Source organism: Holdemanella porci (assembly GCF_019052655.1).
GTDB classification, from domain to species: Bacteria; Bacillota_I; Bacilli_A; order Erysipelotrichales; family Erysipelotrichaceae; genus Holdemanella; species Holdemanella hominis.
On the sequence record NZ_JAHQVB010000002.1, the window covers coordinates 43,421 to 58,151 of the forward strand.

General features: G+C 36.7%; 28 protein-coding genes. 3 read left to right on the forward strand and 25 right to left on the reverse strand.

The annotated features are described in order from the left end of the window. Positions 1–152 precede the first annotated feature (152 nt). The 3 genes from KTQ83_RS00740 (at position 153) to KTQ83_RS00750 (ending at position 3,490) form a co-directional block, all read left to right on the forward strand. Complete coding sequence (locus KTQ83_RS00740) at positions 153–1,442, forward strand: plasmid recombination protein (RefSeq protein ID WP_033121833.1); 1,290 nt, start codon at positions 153–155, stop codon at positions 1,440–1,442. 18 nt (positions 1,443–1,460) lie between these two features. Then, positions 1,461–1,763 carry a hypothetical protein gene (locus tag KTQ83_RS00745; protein ID WP_033121834.1) on the forward strand — a complete coding sequence of 101 codons (303 nt, stop codon included), beginning with the start codon at positions 1,461–1,463 and terminating at the stop codon, positions 1,761–1,763. 80 nt (positions 1,764–1,843) lie between these two features. Continuing rightward, positions 1,844–3,490, forward strand: coding sequence for a recombinase family protein (locus tag KTQ83_RS00750; protein WP_199572093.1), 1,647 nt, complete (start codon positions 1,844–1,846; stop codon positions 3,488–3,490). 47 nt (positions 3,491–3,537) lie between these two features. Here KTQ83_RS00750 and KTQ83_RS00755 read toward each other — a convergent pair whose 3' ends face one another. From KTQ83_RS00755 to KTQ83_RS00875, 25 genes are all read right to left on the reverse strand, one after another. Continuing rightward, positions 3,538–3,879 carry a hypothetical protein gene (locus tag KTQ83_RS00755; protein ID WP_217256304.1) on the reverse strand — a complete coding sequence of 114 codons (342 nt, stop codon included), beginning with the start codon at positions 3,877–3,879 and terminating at the stop codon, positions 3,538–3,540. After that, positions 3,866–4,567: a DUF2800 domain-containing protein gene (locus KTQ83_RS00760; protein WP_217256305.1), complete on the reverse strand. Its 702-nt coding sequence runs from the start codon at positions 4,565–4,567 to the stop codon at positions 3,866–3,868. The genes KTQ83_RS00755 and KTQ83_RS00760 overlap by 14 nt, the downstream gene beginning before the upstream one ends. Then, complete coding sequence (locus KTQ83_RS00765; RefSeq protein WP_217285000.1) at positions 4,527–4,760, reverse strand: hypothetical protein; 234 nt, start codon at positions 4,758–4,760, stop codon at positions 4,527–4,529. Before KTQ83_RS00765 ends, KTQ83_RS00760 begins: the two co-directional genes overlap by 41 nt. 599 nt (positions 4,761–5,359) lie before the next feature. Then, complete coding sequence (locus KTQ83_RS00770) at positions 5,360–6,571, reverse strand: hypothetical protein (protein WP_217256307.1); 1,212 nt, start codon at positions 6,569–6,571, stop codon at positions 5,360–5,362. A 1-nt stretch (position 6,572) separates the two neighbouring features. Further along, on the reverse strand, positions 6,573–7,319 hold the full coding sequence (locus tag KTQ83_RS00775) for a glucosaminidase domain-containing protein (protein WP_217256308.1): 747 nt from the start codon (positions 7,317–7,319) through the stop codon (positions 6,573–6,575). A 106-nt stretch (positions 7,320–7,425) separates the two neighbouring features. Next, positions 7,426–7,629, reverse strand: coding sequence for a hypothetical protein (locus KTQ83_RS00780; RefSeq protein WP_217285001.1), 204 nt, complete (start codon positions 7,627–7,629; stop codon positions 7,426–7,428). Between the two features lie 5 nt (positions 7,630–7,634). Beyond that, positions 7,635–7,904 (reverse strand): helix-turn-helix domain-containing protein, encoded by a 270-nt coding sequence (locus KTQ83_RS00785; RefSeq protein ID WP_217256672.1) that lies wholly within the window; start codon positions 7,902–7,904, stop codon positions 7,635–7,637. 35 nt (positions 7,905–7,939) lie between these two features. Further along, positions 7,940–8,332 (reverse strand): hypothetical protein, encoded by a 393-nt coding sequence (locus KTQ83_RS00790; protein WP_217256673.1) that lies wholly within the window; start codon positions 8,330–8,332, stop codon positions 7,940–7,942. Continuing rightward, on the reverse strand, positions 8,326–9,084 hold the full coding sequence (locus tag KTQ83_RS00795) for a hypothetical protein (RefSeq protein WP_217256674.1): 759 nt from the start codon (positions 9,082–9,084) through the stop codon (positions 8,326–8,328). Before KTQ83_RS00795 ends, KTQ83_RS00790 begins: the two co-directional genes overlap by 7 nt. A 70-nt stretch (positions 9,085–9,154) precedes the next feature. Continuing rightward, a complete protein-coding gene (locus KTQ83_RS00800) occupies positions 9,155–9,322 on the reverse strand; it encodes a hypothetical protein (protein WP_217256675.1) in 168 nt (55 codons plus the stop codon). Continuing rightward, positions 9,319–9,546: a hypothetical protein gene (locus KTQ83_RS00805; protein ID WP_217256676.1), complete on the reverse strand. Its 228-nt coding sequence runs from the start codon at positions 9,544–9,546 to the stop codon at positions 9,319–9,321. Before KTQ83_RS00805 ends, KTQ83_RS00800 begins: the two co-directional genes overlap by 4 nt. Further along, the gene (locus tag KTQ83_RS00810) at positions 9,543–9,878 is read right to left on the reverse strand and encodes a hypothetical protein (protein ID WP_217256677.1); all 336 of its coding nucleotides are present in this window, start codon (positions 9,876–9,878) and stop codon (positions 9,543–9,545) included. Before KTQ83_RS00810 ends, KTQ83_RS00805 begins: the two co-directional genes overlap by 4 nt. Beyond that, positions 9,878–10,537, reverse strand: coding sequence for a DUF3310 domain-containing protein (locus KTQ83_RS00815; protein WP_217256678.1), 660 nt, complete (start codon positions 10,535–10,537; stop codon positions 9,878–9,880). Before KTQ83_RS00815 ends, KTQ83_RS00810 begins: the two co-directional genes overlap by 1 nt. Positions 10,538–10,547: 10 nt before the next feature. Continuing rightward, complete coding sequence (locus KTQ83_RS00820; RefSeq protein ID WP_217256679.1) at positions 10,548–10,895, reverse strand: hypothetical protein; 348 nt, start codon at positions 10,893–10,895, stop codon at positions 10,548–10,550. Further along, a complete protein-coding gene (locus KTQ83_RS00825) occupies positions 10,888–11,193 on the reverse strand; it encodes a hypothetical protein (protein ID WP_217256680.1) in 306 nt (101 codons plus the stop codon). Before KTQ83_RS00825 ends, KTQ83_RS00820 begins: the two co-directional genes overlap by 8 nt. Beyond that, entirely contained in the window at positions 11,194–11,757 is a 564-nt protein-coding gene (locus KTQ83_RS00830) for a hypothetical protein (RefSeq protein WP_217256681.1), read from the reverse strand. It abuts the gene before it with no gap. Continuing rightward, on the reverse strand, positions 11,750–11,962 hold the full coding sequence (locus tag KTQ83_RS00835; protein ID WP_217256682.1) for a hypothetical protein: 213 nt from the start codon (positions 11,960–11,962) through the stop codon (positions 11,750–11,752). The genes KTQ83_RS00830 and KTQ83_RS00835 overlap by 8 nt, the downstream gene beginning before the upstream one ends. After that, complete coding sequence (locus KTQ83_RS00840; protein ID WP_217256683.1) at positions 11,959–12,243, reverse strand: hypothetical protein; 285 nt, start codon at positions 12,241–12,243, stop codon at positions 11,959–11,961. The genes KTQ83_RS00835 and KTQ83_RS00840 overlap by 4 nt, the downstream gene beginning before the upstream one ends. Before the next feature lie 191 nt (positions 12,244–12,434). Further along, complete coding sequence (locus tag KTQ83_RS00845) at positions 12,435–12,701, reverse strand: hypothetical protein (protein WP_217256684.1); 267 nt, start codon at positions 12,699–12,701, stop codon at positions 12,435–12,437. Between the two features lie 93 nt (positions 12,702–12,794). Then, positions 12,795–13,112 carry a hypothetical protein gene (locus tag KTQ83_RS00850; protein ID WP_217256685.1) on the reverse strand — a complete coding sequence of 106 codons (318 nt, stop codon included), beginning with the start codon at positions 13,110–13,112 and terminating at the stop codon, positions 12,795–12,797. 2 nt (positions 13,113–13,114) lie between these two features. Next, positions 13,115–13,315: a hypothetical protein gene (locus tag KTQ83_RS00855; protein WP_217256686.1), complete on the reverse strand. Its 201-nt coding sequence runs from the start codon at positions 13,313–13,315 to the stop codon at positions 13,115–13,117. Positions 13,316–13,326: 11 nt separating this feature from the next. Continuing rightward, on the reverse strand, positions 13,327–13,530 hold the full coding sequence (locus KTQ83_RS00860; protein ID WP_217256687.1) for a hypothetical protein: 204 nt from the start codon (positions 13,528–13,530) through the stop codon (positions 13,327–13,329). Positions 13,531–13,568: 38 nt separating this feature from the next. Next, positions 13,569–13,889 (reverse strand): hypothetical protein, encoded by a 321-nt coding sequence (locus KTQ83_RS00865; RefSeq protein ID WP_217256688.1) that lies wholly within the window; start codon positions 13,887–13,889, stop codon positions 13,569–13,571. A gap of 44 nt (positions 13,890–13,933) precedes the next feature. Then, positions 13,934–14,071, reverse strand: coding sequence for a hypothetical protein (locus KTQ83_RS00870; protein WP_217256689.1), 138 nt, complete (start codon positions 14,069–14,071; stop codon positions 13,934–13,936). Between the two features lie 44 nt (positions 14,072–14,115). After that, on the reverse strand, positions 14,116–14,721 hold the full coding sequence (locus KTQ83_RS00875; RefSeq protein ID WP_217256690.1) for a hypothetical protein: 606 nt from the start codon (positions 14,719–14,721) through the stop codon (positions 14,116–14,118). Between the last annotated feature and the right edge of the window lie 10 nt (positions 14,722–14,731).

Consider the following 14,731-nt stretch of genomic DNA (forward strand, 5'->3'; position numbering starts at 1 on the left):
GACCGCATTCCCCCTCGGGAGAGCCCTCGGAGAGCCCACGGCACTTTGTAGCCAGCATGGATGAAAGTGTAATAGTGGGTTATTACACTTTGAAAAAGTGCCGTTCCTCAGCCCTCCGCTGTCTGCAAATCTTAAAGAAAGGACAAAAATCTATGGCAAGAAATGATGGAATTGATCGTACCTTAGCCAGAAATCAGGACTTGGAAACTCCGGATGATGTGACAAAAGTACAGGAACACAATGAGCGTGAAAAAGACCGTTATTCCAATGTGGACATCGTGCCGGAACGTACTGCGCTGAATGTTCACTTCAAGTCTCCCACTGACGATTATGTAAAAATGTTTGAGCAGATGGAGCAGGACAAGATCATCTCCACCAGAGGGCTGAAACCGGATGCCGTCAAATATGGCGAGTTGGTTTTCGATGTGAACTCCGCTTATTTCTACAACCACGGCGGCTATGAGTTTGCAAAACAGTTTTATGCCGATGCCTATAAAGCCGCCGTGGAGATCGTGGGCGGTGAGCAGTATATCCTCTCCGCTGTAATGCATGCCGACGAGCGCAACCGGGCAATGTCGGAAGCTCTGGGTGAGGATGTGTACCACTATCACCTTCATGTGGTTTATATCCCGGTGGTGGAGAAACAAATCCTGTGGTCGAAGCGATGCAAGGATGAATCCCTCCGGGGAACGGTAAAGGAAACGATCACACAGGTCAGCCGCAGTAAGAAGTGGGAATCCAAACCCGTTCTTGATGAAAACGGAAATCCTATGTTGAACGCAAAAGGGAAAAAGATTTTGAAGTCGTCCTACAGTGTGCTGCAGGATGACTTTTTCAATTTCATGCGAAACGCTGGTTATACCGATGTAGAGCGTGGAGAATGTGGCAGCACCGAAGAACATCTGACGGTGACACAGTTCAAGGTACAGGCCGAACAGCAGCGTTTGGAAGCTGTGACCGGACAGGTGGCACAGGCCGAGCAGAGCTTAGCGGATGCCAAAGCTGCCACGGAGAAGCAGAAAAAGAAACTGGAAGCTCTGAAAAAGGAAACTCAGGCTGCTAAGTCTGTTGCTATGACTGCACATGAGATTGAGTCGATGGGCAAGAAAAATCCCATTACGGGAAATGTTACCATGACGGCGGATGAGTGCCGCACGCTAAAGGATTATGCGGTCAGCAGCTTTGCGGAAAAGTCTGAGAAGCTGAAATACAAGCAGAAATTCGAGCAGGCAGATAAAAACGCAAAGATATGGAAAGACCGTTTTGAAAAACTGAACAAAGACTATGAGGAGCTGAAACAAAAAGCCCAGCCTTTCCTGGATGCGATTGAGATTGCATCTGAAAAGGTCTGGGCTTTTATCAATGCCATCCTCGCCAGGGGAAAGGAACTGTATGAACACAAACACCCTGCCCGCAATCGTGGACAGGACATGGAAATTTAAGAAAGGAACTATTTGCCTATGAAGAAAACCGTAGATGAAATTAACAAGATGATTATGGAAGATGCCCCGATGGAAGAAATCAACGATGCCATCGGCTATATTGATATTTGCTCCTGCTTCGATCCGATTTTTGAGCCGCCTATTGATTTTCTGGAAGAATGCCGCAAGCGTTGGGAAGCGGCACAGTCCTCTTTCTGCAAAACCATTGAGTGCAAGATCGGAAACACATGGTATGTGATTGAAACGGAGTGTGATGGAAATGAGCCACTTACCGACAAGGTAAAACGGCTCATTTTTTCTGACAAGGGGGTGATTTGTTAATGACTGCGACACAAAAGCATGATATAATTCCAATATGCACAACGGTACTGTCGGCTGACCAACCACCGAAGGAGGATATTATGTTGGATCAGCAGAAAATTACCATTCTCTATTGCCGTCTGAGCAACGAGGATGCCCAGGAAGGCGAGAGTAACAGTATCGCAAATCAGAGAGAGTATTTAACCCGATATGCCCGTGACCACGGGTATACAAACCTGAAAATTCTGGTGGATGACGGTTATACGGGGACGAACTTCAATCGTCCCGGTGTGCAGGAAGGCTTTGAGCTTGTCAAGCAGGGGCTTGTGGGCTGCTGGCTGGTCAAAGACCTCAGCCGCTTTGGTCGTGACTATCTGACTGTTGGACAATATACGGATATTATCTTTCCGAGTTATGATGTCCGCTTTATCGCTATAAATGATGGCGTAGACAGCAACCGGGGAGACAGCGAGGGCTTCGCCGCAATCCGTAATCTGTTCAACGAGTGGTATCCCCGTGATACCAGCAAGAAAGTCCGTGTCAGTTTGCGGCAGAGAGGAACCAGTGGGAAGCACATGGGCAAACCGCCCTACGGATACCGCTGTGACCCGGAGGACAAGGATCACTGGATTCTGGATGAAGAAGCGGCTCCGGTAGTCAAGCTCATCTTCGACCTTTGCATTGACGGCAAAGGCCCGGAGCAGATTGCAAGGATTCTGGAAGAAAAGCAGATTATGACCGCAAAGGCACTCTATGCCAAGCGAAAGAAAAAGCCGATGCCGGAAAGACCGTACCACTGGGGCAACCAGTCCATTGCAGGGATTTTGGAACGGCAGGAGTACACAGGCTGTACCTGCAACTTCAAGACTTATTCCAAGTCCTACAAGCTGAAAAAGCGGATTCCCAATGAGCCGGAGAATATGTTTTATCTGCCGGACACACAGGAAGCGATTGTATCTCAGGCACAGTTTGACAGGGTGCAGGAACTGAGGAAAAACAAACGCCGCCCCGCAAAAGCGGAACGGCAGGGATTGTTCTCCGGGCTTCTGTTTTGTGCCGATTGCGGCGGCAAGCTCCACTTTGCCACAAGCAAAAGCTTTGAGGGCAAGCAGGATCACTACGTCTGCAACAACTACAAGAGCAACCGTGGTACTTGTACTGCCCACTATATCCGGGAAGATGTGCTTCGTGAAATCGTTCTGGAACGCATCCGGGCAGTCAATGAGTATATCCGAAGCGATGTGGACGGTTTTCAGGAGGAATGGCTGCAATGCCGCAGGACTGACCAGGAGCGCAGCATCCGGGATGACAAAAAGAAGCTGGAACAGGCAAAGAAACGCCTTGCCGATCTGGATGTCATCATCGCCCGGCTGTACGAGGACTATGTTCTTGGAAATCTCAATCAGGACAGATACAGAAAGATGTCTGCGGACTATGAAGCGGAGCAGGAACGGTTAAAGCTCGAAATTGAAGTTATCGAAGAATGGGTGGAACAGCGGGAAGAAATGAACGACGGTCTGGATGCCTTTATCGCCCTGACACAGAAATATGTGGATGTGGAGGAGCTGACACAGACCATCGTGAACGAGTATATCAAGAAAATCATCGTCTATGCCCCGGACAAATCCAGCGGCAAGCGCAAGCAGAAAGTGAAGATTTTCTTCAACTTCGTGGACGATGTAGATATTCCCGTTATTTCCGAGCCTATCATCACGCAAACAACCTATGAACACAGAAAAACGGCGTGACCTTCGGGTCACACCGTTCTCTGCGACAAAATAGTTACTTGTCACTATTAAGCCTTCTCTTCATTACCTTTTTCTTTTAATCTTTTTGCAGTATTAACACGATAACATCTATCCTTGTACTCTGCATATGACTTTTCTCTTCGGTATTGAGTAGTTGTCATATTGTCACCAAATTCTTTTTTAATATTTTCTGGTGTTTCAGTCCAACCACTAGCTTTTAGCTTATTAACACGAACTAGAAAATCAGACCAATCTTCATGTTGATATGGGTCTTCTCCTGAACCCCAAGGATATCGACCACTTCTTCTTGGCATTCCGTAATGAACAATATAATCTTCATCTTCTTGGACACCAAAATATGATTGAATAGGAGGTTTATCTTGATACATTGTCTGAGCCCTCCTTTGTTTCTTGGATTATTCTGTCGAAATATATGATCTTATCCATGATTGGAGAAATATCTTCTTCAGTAGGATTGCAAACATTAATTTCGTTGTTTTGATAAATACGAAGTTCGAATGAAATATCACCTGGACGGATTCCGTAGTTTAAACAAAAAAGAGCGGCATAAATTAATAGCTGCTCCATATGTGCTGGTGATTTACCAGTCTTTAAATCATGTATTCGTAATAAGTTGTTTTCGAAACTAATACAGTCTGCAGTTCCAAAACAGTATTCTGAGTAATATAAAATTACTTCTGGATCCATTCGTAAATCAATTGCATCGTTAATGTAAGCTTGTAAGTTAGGATATACAAAATCTAGATCTACAGCTTGCACCGGAATATGATTCTTGAATAGCCATTTACGAACTTCTTTTTTGTCATTCTTTAACAGTCTTACATCATTAGCTCTAACTTTAGAACCATCCTCAAATGTTCTTGCAGAATATAACATGTACTCTGCCCACTTAATGTGTTCCTCTGCAAACTGATGTAAATCTGTTCCTGAGTCTTGAGCGAAAGAATTGAAATATCGCTCCATCATTTTTTGGGCATCATAGTTAAGCCAGTAGTTTGAACTTGGACTTAAGAAACTATGCTTCCCTCTTAACCTTGAATAATTTTGCCAAAGCATTTAATACTTCCTCCTTATTTTCAGGGCAGATAAATCTACTAAATGACATATCGTTCATTAGCCCTACATAGTAATCCTGATTTGGTTGATGACTCGAATTCAAAGTTTTCTTACATTCAAGAGTTGCCCATTTGTCAGAATATAAAACAAGCAAATCTGGAATGCCTTGAATGTAACTCGAATCATTCTTCATCACGATGCATCCTGGAAATATATTTTTCAGCTCTTTTATTAGCTCGCTCTGAAATTTAGACTCCAGCATTATGATTCCTCCTTTTCTGTTTCAGTTCCTCTTTTAAAATGCTAAAAGGATAAGTGCATGACCATTAAGTCAAAAATGCACTTTTCCCCTCATAAAAGAGTATGATTCTCACGCGAACCCTAACTTGAGTGAGAAAATATAAATCTTGTGATGATTTAGTAGTTTTTATCCACCTTGTGTAAAATAGCAGAAAATACTACTATTTTGCTCAAAACACAAAAACACAAAAATTTTCTTAAAACTTCTTATATATTTATTTTTATTTTTAATAAAAGTTGGTAATATTTTTATGTTTTTATGTTTTACCCTCAAATCTCCTTTATATAAAGCATTTTTCGCTGCACAAAAATTGTAAAAAAATTGTAAAAAACATGTTTTTTTGGGACAAAATGTCAGGGGTACGCGTTTTTTAGTCTAAAATTTCACTCAAAACATAAAAATTTTTATGTTTTACACATTTTTGTGCACAAAACTTTGCAAGAAAAAATACAAGAATCTGGCCATAAAACGAACCAAAATCCTTGTATTTGTTAGAACTTCAAGTCTGGTACAAACTTCTTTTCAACGAAGTTTTTCTTACTATGGATTGCCCTAGATATAGCAATGTCAATACCAGACCTACTTTTTAAATGATAATAATATAAATCTACGTAAGGTGTATTCAATCTATCAATACGACCTCTAGCTTGCTCAAGTACTTTGTAAGAATAGTTCTGACTGTAAAATATAATAGTGTCAGTCTGTATACAATTCCAACCTTCACAACCAGCAGTGTACTGAACTAAATATACCCACTTGTCACTTTCTGGAATCTCTTGATGTTTGTGCCCATTCCATTCAGCTACTTCAAGCCAGTCTATCTGTTCAAAGATTCCTTTCAAAATATCAAGCTCGTAATCGAAGTTGTAGAAGATGATACTCTTTGGGTGCTCTCTCACAATATCAAGCAATTGAATCTGCCTATCTGGATAAGTATTCACAAGTCGTCTCAAAATATAACACATACTACTTGCTTGTTGGATTGGCTCTTGCTTAAATGGATCCCAACGATTCTTAAACACTTCCTTGTATTCAGTCTTGTTGTAGTCACAGAAAATATCAATGTCATGCCGTACAGTCTTTCTCAAGTAACTCATATCAACTAATATCCCATCTCTCAATCTAACAAGTCTTCTAGTGTTAACATACCTATCAATCTTTGGATACTTAGAGAATCTAGAATATATGACATGCTGATTAATAAAGTCTGTTCTGTTTCTATAAAACCCATTAGCAATAAACACAGGAATATAATCAGTCCAAGTGTCACCAGGAGTTGCACTCAATAGAATCCACTTATTGCTTTTAGCAATTGCTAAAAATGACTTAACCCAAGTCCCATTCCCAACCACTCTCTGCTCATCAAATATAAAGAAAGCATTCTGTACACCAACATACTTTTTAATGTTGTTCCAACTATCAATAACAATGTTTAAATGAATATAATTCTCCATCTTAAATGGCTTCAATTCATCTTCCCATTCCTTGGTGTCTCTCTTTCTGGCAGTTGTAATAATATACAAGTCCATTGGCCTTGACATCTTTGTGTATCTATTACCTTCAATACGACCACCATTCAATTGAAAATAATAATAGAGGCTGGTTCTGCTTTTTCCAGTTCCAACCCCTCCATTTAATATGCAACCATTCTTCATTTTTGATACTGCATCTTTTTGGTAGTCATATAGAAAATCCTTAGCCACTTTACATCAAACTCCTTACTAAATAAGCCCAATTTGGATTAACTGGACAGTATTTTTGACCAATTAATTCAGGTGTTGTCAGTCCAATAGCAAAGTAATTATGAGCTAAATTACTCACCATAGCTTCGACTCCTTCTTCAATACTTCCATAAATAATGGGAACCTCATTCACACTCATACCTCCAGGATTATTCCCAACAAGATATGCATATGAAGTAAAGTTCCCAGTTTCTAATCTAGCAATTCCTAATACAACAGAACTATCAATTCCATAACGATCACAAGCAGAGATTATTCGTTCTTCAATACTTCCGAAATATCCCTCTTGCCCTTCAGTACTTCCTCCACTTGTTCCAACTTCTCCACTGACACATTGTTCAGTACTCTTAGAATTGCAGAATATGTTGTTAGAATCACTAGTGCATTCTTCCAAATATAAACCGTTAGACTCACAAGTGCTACTGCTGCTATTGTCAGAACACCCACTTTCAACATTGCACCCGCTTGATATAGATTCTCTGATACAGTTATCCAAATGTTTGCTAAACTGTACATTAACAGAAACCCCAGAAGCAGTGTCCTTAGGATTAGTTTCACTGTCACTCCATACTTCGCGTGTTTGATTGTATCCTTTGCTATAATATAAAAATTCATCTTTTATTTCTCCTTCTATTGTCAATACACTACATCCACATAGTACAAATATACTTAATGCAAATGCTACTATCTTCTTACTTACTAAATTCATTAATACTCTCCTCTATGCGCTAAAATAAGTTTTAAACTAGGGCTATGAATCAATCCAATTTTGTGTAACCATGCTTTAATCCTAGCTGTTAATCTATTCATAAATATCAATAGTCTCCTTTGAACATTCTTTCAATAAAATGTATTAATTGAAATACAGATGCTACTAATAATGCTATTGGCCAAAATATCAAGAATGCAAATAGGTAGTCATCTGCATCTCCATCCATCATTTCCATTGCCATAATACTAAGTAAAAAACCTAAAAATAAATATATACAAATACAAAAAAGCAAAGTAGCTAAAACCATAACTATCAATCCTCCACAATGTTATACAATTCAAAGATTAAGTCTGGATTCTTGTCTAGTAAATATAAAAGCCTGCTACTTGAGTTACCAATAAATATCTTCTCATGTTCCCAACGATTAAGTGTTCTCTCTGTAATTCCTAAAATCCTAGCAAAAGGTTTCTGACCCATGCCTAATTTCTTCCTAACTCTTACAACAAATTCGCCATCAACTATTGCTCTAGTATCAGGCACTTCAATAGTAATTCCTCTGTACTTAAAAATATCATTCTGCATACATCTCAAGTCCTCCTTTAAAAAATAAAAGAGACTCAGCTTTTTACTAAGTCTCTTAATATATTAGAATCATAAATTCCCTTAATCACATTAATCTGAATATCAATGTGCTCTTCATCATCAATGTAACGAATAAGCTTAATCCTTGATACGGAACTCTTAAGTTGGCTCTCATCGAACTTCTTTAATAAATCTCCTGACATTGGAACATCAATAGTGTCATACAATTTGCCATACAATTTGCCATTTTTATTCTCAAAGAACTTCACAGTTACCATTCCAGTAAATTCTTCAATAAACTGCAAAATATCATAGAGTGCATCTTCCAACGTGCCGTCATCAACTCTTAATATACGTTCTTTAGCATATACATCACCTTTAGCATTACAGCATGGATGTTCAAATAACGGATACCATAATACTAACATTTCACATACACCCCATTATCTGCAATAATTTTATATCCTTCTTTATCAATCTCAGTAATCAACCAAGAATATGGAACCTTCTCTTCAATCCACTTACAGAAATCTCTCCATTCATCTAACTTATGATTCTTTCTGCTATGGTAAATATTAGCTAATACCTCATAATTCAACATAATATTACGAGTCTGATTATAGCTACTTGGTAGAAGCTGAATCATCTGCCACCAGTATTTTTTGTCTTTAGTTTCAATGAATCTTCTTCTATCCCTATTCAAATGGTGAATTAGATATTCAAGCCATTCTGCATTACTTACCGCACCACTTCTATCATCATCTAAATGCTCAATGCTAAAATCCGCCAAAGTAAACTCTTCAGCATGAATCTTATGCATAGTACTACAACTATTAGCTACAGTCCCAACCTTATATGTATCAAATTCCTTCCACCAATATAAAGGCGCAGTAATACGAACATAAACAGGCATCATTCTCATAAACTTACGATGATCAGTACCAGCTTTAGCAAGTTTCTTCATTAAGTTAACATCATTAGAACCTAATATAAGTTCCTTCTTAGAAATATAATGATTGTCGCATTCTATTTTTCTAAGACAACCATCACAATTATCCTTATATTCACATCGTTCACTATCGCTCTTATCCCACGAATTAAAAGCATTTCTCATACCTTGAATTATAAATTCTAACTGTTCTGGGCTGTAAAATACTTCGTTTTCAATCTTTATACTCATTTCATATTCCTCCATGTTACAAAATTTCTAGCGTCCCTTATTGTTGACGCATCAACATTTAGTTCCTTAGCTAATTCGTAAGAACTTTTGTTACTATTTCTAATTCAATATCTTTTAGTTCATCTTTTTCGCGCAGAGTATTTTCTATTCTTGCTTTTGCTACTATTGCTTCTTTTAATGAACGATATGCACCGTAACGGTTTCCTTTGTTGTCATATATTAAATATATAGGTATCATTTGAAGCTATCCCTCGTGTAATGGCAGAATGGACAATTAATACACATTTCTTGTAAATATCCAGTATTTTTAGTGCCACCGACTAACCCGCCACAAGTTCTTCCATATGCAATTCCTCTTTTTACCATTTCAGAATGGCATTTACCATAGTTGTAACTTGTACCTTTAATAATTAAGACTAAAATTATTCCTAAAAATATAAAACCTATTATTTTAAGCATCATTTCACATCCTCCGGCCAAGTGTAATCATCATCCAACTTGCTTTTAAACTTAACAGGTTTATGAGAATATAAATTCACAGGCTCTTCTAAGCAATCACAACAAGGTTCTTCATCCTCTTTTTTGTCACAAGCTACACACATATGACAATATTTATCAAAATATACTTCTTTTCTTTCATCTAAATCCATAAGATACATACTCCTTCTAACTGATTCTGCTTCTTCCTCTTCCCAATTTTCTTCCTCAAACTCATCAAAGTCTTGCTGAGATAAGATAAATACCCCAGCAAAACCAAACATCATAAAAATAAAGAGACAAAACATAAATTCCATTACTTTTTCGCCTCTTCTTTTTCTTTCAATTCAATTAAATGGTTCAAATAGTTCTGTGCTTTCTTCAAATCTTGCAATTCAGTGCCTTTATAAGGTGCTCGAACCACATATTTGATGACATTTCCTGAGTTAAAGTCCAACTTCCATGAGTCAATGAAGTCTCTAACCTCAATTCCACCCTTTGTATAGTGCACAGGATGGTTGATAATATCTTTTTCTTGAGCTTTTGCTTTTTCTTTTGCCATATCTTCCTCCACTTGCTGGTTTAATTTTTCGTACCAGTCTTTATCTAAACCTTCATGCCAGTTAACAAACTTCAAATATACTTCGTTGAACTTCTTTTTATCGCTGCCAATTTGTGGATATGCATCATGCAACCAAAGTAGTACTTTAGATATCAATGTTGGGTCATTCAAGTCGGCCACGTATGTATTAGATGTTCTAAAATCTGCTTGCTTACTGATGTGATCAATACAAATGTCTATACGAGCATCATAAAGTATTGGTCTGAAAGTCAAACTATAAGAGATTACTCCTGTAAAATCTTTAAACATCTTTCTGATTAAAGTAGCATTCTTTCCAACCATGTTGTGGTCTTTAACTGGATAAATCACATGGTCTCTATTCTTATAGTAAATTTCCATTTCTTCATTATTCATAGCATTCCTCCTAAATATTTAAAAATAATTTACGTTTCTTGTATTCTTCTTCAGCATTTTGGACATCAAGTATTTCGTAAAGTTCTAAGAAAATATTATCTAAATAAACAAATAAATTTCTTTCACAAAAATCAGGCAAAGAATAATGACTCCAACGTTTATCACCTCTGCGTAATTCAATATGTATAGCTTGATTACTTTGTATTAACTCGATCTTGTATGTAAGCAAACCTCTAGTATAGTTATCAAGAAAATCATCTAGATGAGCTAACATATTTCCTTTGGTTATCTTTTTAGTAACATTATGGTCTTCTGGAAATTGCCAATATCTAAGTCTTTTTTCTAGTTCATTACTCATTTTCTTTTACCTCATAAGAATATAAATAGTATCTACGTTTCTTGTATTCAATTTCTGGATCAGGTACCATCAAACATTTGTAAATTTCATAGAACATAGTTTCAAGTCTACATAAAAATGCTTTATCCAATTCTGAATGATATCTGTATTTACGATCTCCCCTTGATATGGTTACTGACACAAATTGCATTTCATTTTTTCCATGCGTAAGCTCATAATCATAACTTGCAATACCAGAAGTCATTACTTCTAGTAAGGTTTCCAAGTCTTTCTTGTTAACTTTATTAATATCAAACATCTACTTATCCTCGTTTTCTTTTGCTAGTTCTGCCAGCTTTTCAAATTCATCCCTCATTGTTGAAGGGACATCTTTGAAATTAACTTTTTTAGCTGGTCCTTCTTCGGTTCCATAGATTAATTTGTTATAAAACTTATCAGCTTCTCTTGATGCTGCTTGTTTTACTTCATTTTTGAATATACTATTTGCAGCAGTACTAGCTACAGAAAATCTTATTGCATCAACTACAGAATCTGGAATTTTTGGATATAATGACTCTTCTTCCTCTTCGGGCAACCACTTTCTGAAAATATCATAGTAGAAGCCGTTGTTTCCAAACAGCTTTTTCGTACAAGCCATAGCAAGTCCTTTTTCCGGATCAAATACATCACCTGGATTACATTTAACAACTGTCTTAGTGCCATCTCTCCAGAATACAATAGTAGCTGGGTTATTGAATATAACTTTAGTGATGTTATTCAAATACACTTTTTTCATACTTGAGTTATTACGTGTTAGGTTACCTCCATAATGTGAATTTGCAATTTGCCAATATGCAATCGGTGTTTCTAGATTTTTATTCACTTACTTTACCTCCCACAATTAATCTTCCTTGTTTCTGAGCGTGGTCATCCCAATCAACTACTTGAAAATATAAATCATTCATTCTCTTTTTAAGTCTTTTGAAATTAGAATTATCAACACTAATGCCCATAACACTAGACAAAATGTCGTCTCGTGTTACCATTTCTTTTGCATAATTCGTTACCCAATATCTTTCATTACTCATTTCTTTGTCCTCCATTCACGTTCTTTAATTTCTTTATGGTATGTTCTTGCATATGACATTGCATAATTCTTCATTGTTATATCTTGATTTATAGTGAATCTCAGCGCGTCCTCAAAATGCCTATGATCGCCTCGAACGGAAATATAAAAGGTCACCACCGTATTAGCTTTACTAAACACAGTAATGACTTTTGCATTCCCACCAAATTCTTCTTCATAACTTTCCTGAAATTTGACACGGCATTCCTCAACCAAGTCAATAAACTTATTTTTTGATCGCATATCTATTTTTCCTCTTGTTATTCATTAACTCTTTCCTTGCTTCCTCGTATTTTCTCATACAAGATTCACAACAAAAATACACAGTTCCTTCTCTATAAGCACGTTTGAAAAGGTATTGTGAACGCATACCAGTAAAGCTAAAACTTTCTCCACACCACTCACATGTCTTCTCTGAAACTATGCAGTTATTGTTATTTGCTCGGCTCATTCTTATACCAACCTAACTCGTACACCATTGCATTAATGGCCTTTAATATAGAAATATCAATACTACTATATTTCTCTAATCTTGGTGTATTAGGTTCTTTAATTAATACTTCCTTCTTTTCTAAATCAAAGCCTATACTAAATTGATTCAAACTGACAAACCAAATTTGACCTCTGATTTTCTGTTTACTAAACCCTGCTGCCGCAAATAATTCTTCCGCATGTTTTGTACGATTAATTTGTTCCTTCATTTTTCTTCTCCTTGATTATTACTTCTTGAATAGTTAGACCTTCTTGTTCTGCATAAAGCTCTAACAAATATAAAAGAGGACTAGTCTCCATAACTAATCCTCCAAATGAATTCTATGTAGTTCATTGTAAACGCCATTCATTAAACCTAATTCAGAATATAAATCTAGAATAGCTGCTAATAACTCATGCGATACTGGCATTGATTCCTGTACACCAGTTGTAATTGTATAGAACAAGAAATCTCCAGACATTGTGTCAATAGATAGATAAGCAGAATGAATATAATTCTTACTATTCTTAAACACCAATACTTCACCAGTCTCATCACTGCAAGTTTCTGACAACACAAACCCTAATTTCTTTAACCCTTTACCTTTAAACGAATGCCAGAATGGAATATCTTTTTTCATAATTAGTCCTCCTTTGATGTCATAAGTTTAATTAAAAGAATCATTGCTACTATAATATAAACACCTAGTACAGCTCTCCATGAGAAAATAAAACCAAAGCACCAAGATAGCACTTTGATAAATAAGCATAATCCGATATAAGGCGCAATTAATACAAATAACATAATTAATGAACAAAGTAAAATATCTAATAAATTTTTCATATGTATCTCCTTTACCATGACAACTTAATAATTGATGCAAACAAAAATATGTTCAACAGAATGTAAACACCTAATGACAATTTCCAAGTAAATATAAATCCAAAACACCAAGACAATACACCTACAATAGCTGACACAAACAAGTAAGTAACTGCAAATATAACAGTAATTACACCTAATACAATTAATAAACTCTTAAACTTTTCTTTATTCATATGATCTCCTTCTTCTAAAACAGTGACTAGAAATATAACTACCTAACAGGAAAGTTTTCATGCATAACTCTCACATCTAAACGACCTTGCTTCTCCAATCTTTCCAAATATTGGGTGTAAGCTTCACGTTTTTCAAATATACCTTTCTTGAATGTATAAATCATTCCATCTTGTGGGTGATAACATTCAAACGTATCTTCTAAAATATCATTCTCATTCAATACTGGCATGTAGCAATAAGGGTTCCATTGCATCCTCTTTTCTTGTCGATTCATGCTTTTAGAAATATATGTTAATGTTCTAGACATTGTAACAAGTGTTCTATTGATTTCTTTCAAATCCTTGCTTAAATCATTCACTCTTTTAGCCTCCTTTAAAAATATAAAGAAAAAGAGAAGAACCCCTATTTAGATTCTTCTTCTGTTTCTTCTTGTATTGATTTCTTTGATAATACTGATAAAGTCTCCAACGTTACCATTACTGTAACTCCTCCTAGTACTCCTCCAAATACATACAAGAATCCATTAATTAGTTTTTTCATAAATATAATCCTCTCTTTCATATAAGGGTATGCATACTACGCGACTAGAATGGTAAGTCATCTGAGTCCATGCTCTTTGGTGCTGGTGCTGATGTATTAATTCCAAATTCACTTTCAAATGAGCCTTCTCCAGACATTGCTACAATACGTAAGTTATTCAAGTTTGCTTTTGGCATCTCTTTGCCAGTACGTTTGTCAATGTAATGACCTAAGTAAATATCCAAGTCAGCAGTTTCAAATCTAACGTCATCAACCATCTTAACCATTGATTCATCCCATAAAGCATAAGTTCCATTTGCTTGATAATATACTTTAGGATCTTTAGGTCCTCCGTAATAGCGAACAAGAACTTTCAAGTAATTGTGTGTAATAGTTTCTCCAGTGCTAGAACTAATAGTTTCGACATGCTTAACATTTGTTTCTCCATACTTAGCCATTTGGTAGTCTACAATCTGATTTGCAATATCATCGGGTAAGTCTAAACGGAAGTTTCTGTTTCCTAAATTGTTGAATGGAGTTTGTGCTCCTTCAAAGTTTCTATTAGACTTTGTAATCTGGTTAGTTACCTTGTCTCTAAAGTTTCCTGGCATTTCTCTGAATGTTAATCCTCTTAATTTTGCTACTCCGTATTCTGTAATTTCTAATTTCATCTTTATGTCC

Bases quoted from the DNA above. Each gene is read 5' to 3' on its own strand.
- KTQ83_RS00740 (WP_033121833.1), top strand. From the start codon at position 153: ATGGCAAGAAATGATGGAATTGATCGTACCTTAGCCAGAAATCAGGAC.
- KTQ83_RS00745 (WP_033121834.1), top strand. From the start codon at position 1,461: ATGAAGAAAACCGTAGATGAAATTAACAAGATGATTATGGAAGATGCC.
- KTQ83_RS00750 (WP_199572093.1), top strand. From the start codon at position 1,844: ATGTTGGATCAGCAGAAAATTACCATTCTCTATTGCCGTCTGAGCAAC.
- KTQ83_RS00755 (WP_217256304.1), bottom strand. From the start codon at position 3,879: ATGTATCAAGATAAACCTCCTATTCAATCATATTTTGGTGTCCAAGAA.
- KTQ83_RS00760 (WP_217256305.1), bottom strand. From the start codon at position 4,567: ATGCTTTGGCAAAATTATTCAAGGTTAAGAGGGAAGCATAGTTTCTTA.
- KTQ83_RS00765 (WP_217285000.1), bottom strand. From the start codon at position 4,760: ATGAAGAATGATTCGAGTTACATTCAAGGCATTCCAGATTTGCTTGTT.
- KTQ83_RS00775 (WP_217256308.1), bottom strand. From the start codon at position 7,319: ATGAATTTAGTAAGTAAGAAGATAGTAGCATTTGCATTAAGTATATTT.
- KTQ83_RS00780 (WP_217285001.1), bottom strand. From the start codon at position 7,629: ATGGTTTTAGCTACTTTGCTTTTTTGTATTTGTATATATTTATTTTTA.
- KTQ83_RS00785 (WP_217256672.1), bottom strand. From the start codon at position 7,904: ATGCAGAATGATATTTTTAAGTACAGAGGAATTACTATTGAAGTGCCT.
- KTQ83_RS00790 (WP_217256673.1), bottom strand. From the start codon at position 8,332: ATGTTAGTATTATGGTATCCGTTATTTGAACATCCATGCTGTAATGCT.
- KTQ83_RS00795 (WP_217256674.1), bottom strand. From the start codon at position 9,084: ATGAGTATAAAGATTGAAAACGAAGTATTTTACAGCCCAGAACAGTTA.
- KTQ83_RS00800 (WP_217256675.1), bottom strand. From the start codon at position 9,322: ATGATACCTATATATTTAATATATGACAACAAAGGAAACCGTTACGGT.
- KTQ83_RS00805 (WP_217256676.1), bottom strand. From the start codon at position 9,546: ATGATGCTTAAAATAATAGGTTTTATATTTTTAGGAATAATTTTAGTC.
- KTQ83_RS00810 (WP_217256677.1), bottom strand. From the start codon at position 9,878: ATGGAATTTATGTTTTGTCTCTTTATTTTTATGATGTTTGGTTTTGCT.
- KTQ83_RS00815 (WP_217256678.1), bottom strand. From the start codon at position 10,537: ATGAATAATGAAGAAATGGAAATTTACTATAAGAATAGAGACCATGTG.
- KTQ83_RS00820 (WP_217256679.1), bottom strand. From the start codon at position 10,895: ATGAGTAATGAACTAGAAAAAAGACTTAGATATTGGCAATTTCCAGAA.
- KTQ83_RS00825 (WP_217256680.1), bottom strand. From the start codon at position 11,193: ATGTTTGATATTAATAAAGTTAACAAGAAAGACTTGGAAACCTTACTA.
- KTQ83_RS00835 (WP_217256682.1), bottom strand. From the start codon at position 11,962: ATGAGTAATGAAAGATATTGGGTAACGAATTATGCAAAAGAAATGGTA.
- KTQ83_RS00840 (WP_217256683.1), bottom strand. From the start codon at position 12,243: ATGCGATCAAAAAATAAGTTTATTGACTTGGTTGAGGAATGCCGTGTC.
- KTQ83_RS00845 (WP_217256684.1), bottom strand. From the start codon at position 12,701: ATGAAGGAACAAATTAATCGTACAAAACATGCGGAAGAATTATTTGCG.
- KTQ83_RS00850 (WP_217256685.1), bottom strand. From the start codon at position 13,112: ATGAAAAAAGATATTCCATTCTGGCATTCGTTTAAAGGTAAAGGGTTA.
- KTQ83_RS00855 (WP_217256686.1), bottom strand. From the start codon at position 13,315: ATGAAAAATTTATTAGATATTTTACTTTGTTCATTAATTATGTTATTT.
- KTQ83_RS00860 (WP_217256687.1), bottom strand. From the start codon at position 13,530: ATGAATAAAGAAAAGTTTAAGAGTTTATTAATTGTATTAGGTGTAATT.
- KTQ83_RS00870 (WP_217256689.1), bottom strand. From the start codon at position 14,071: ATGAAAAAACTAATTAATGGATTCTTGTATGTATTTGGAGGAGTACTA.
- KTQ83_RS00875 (WP_217256690.1), bottom strand. From the start codon at position 14,721: ATGAAATTAGAAATTACAGAATACGGAGTAGCAAAATTAAGAGGATTA.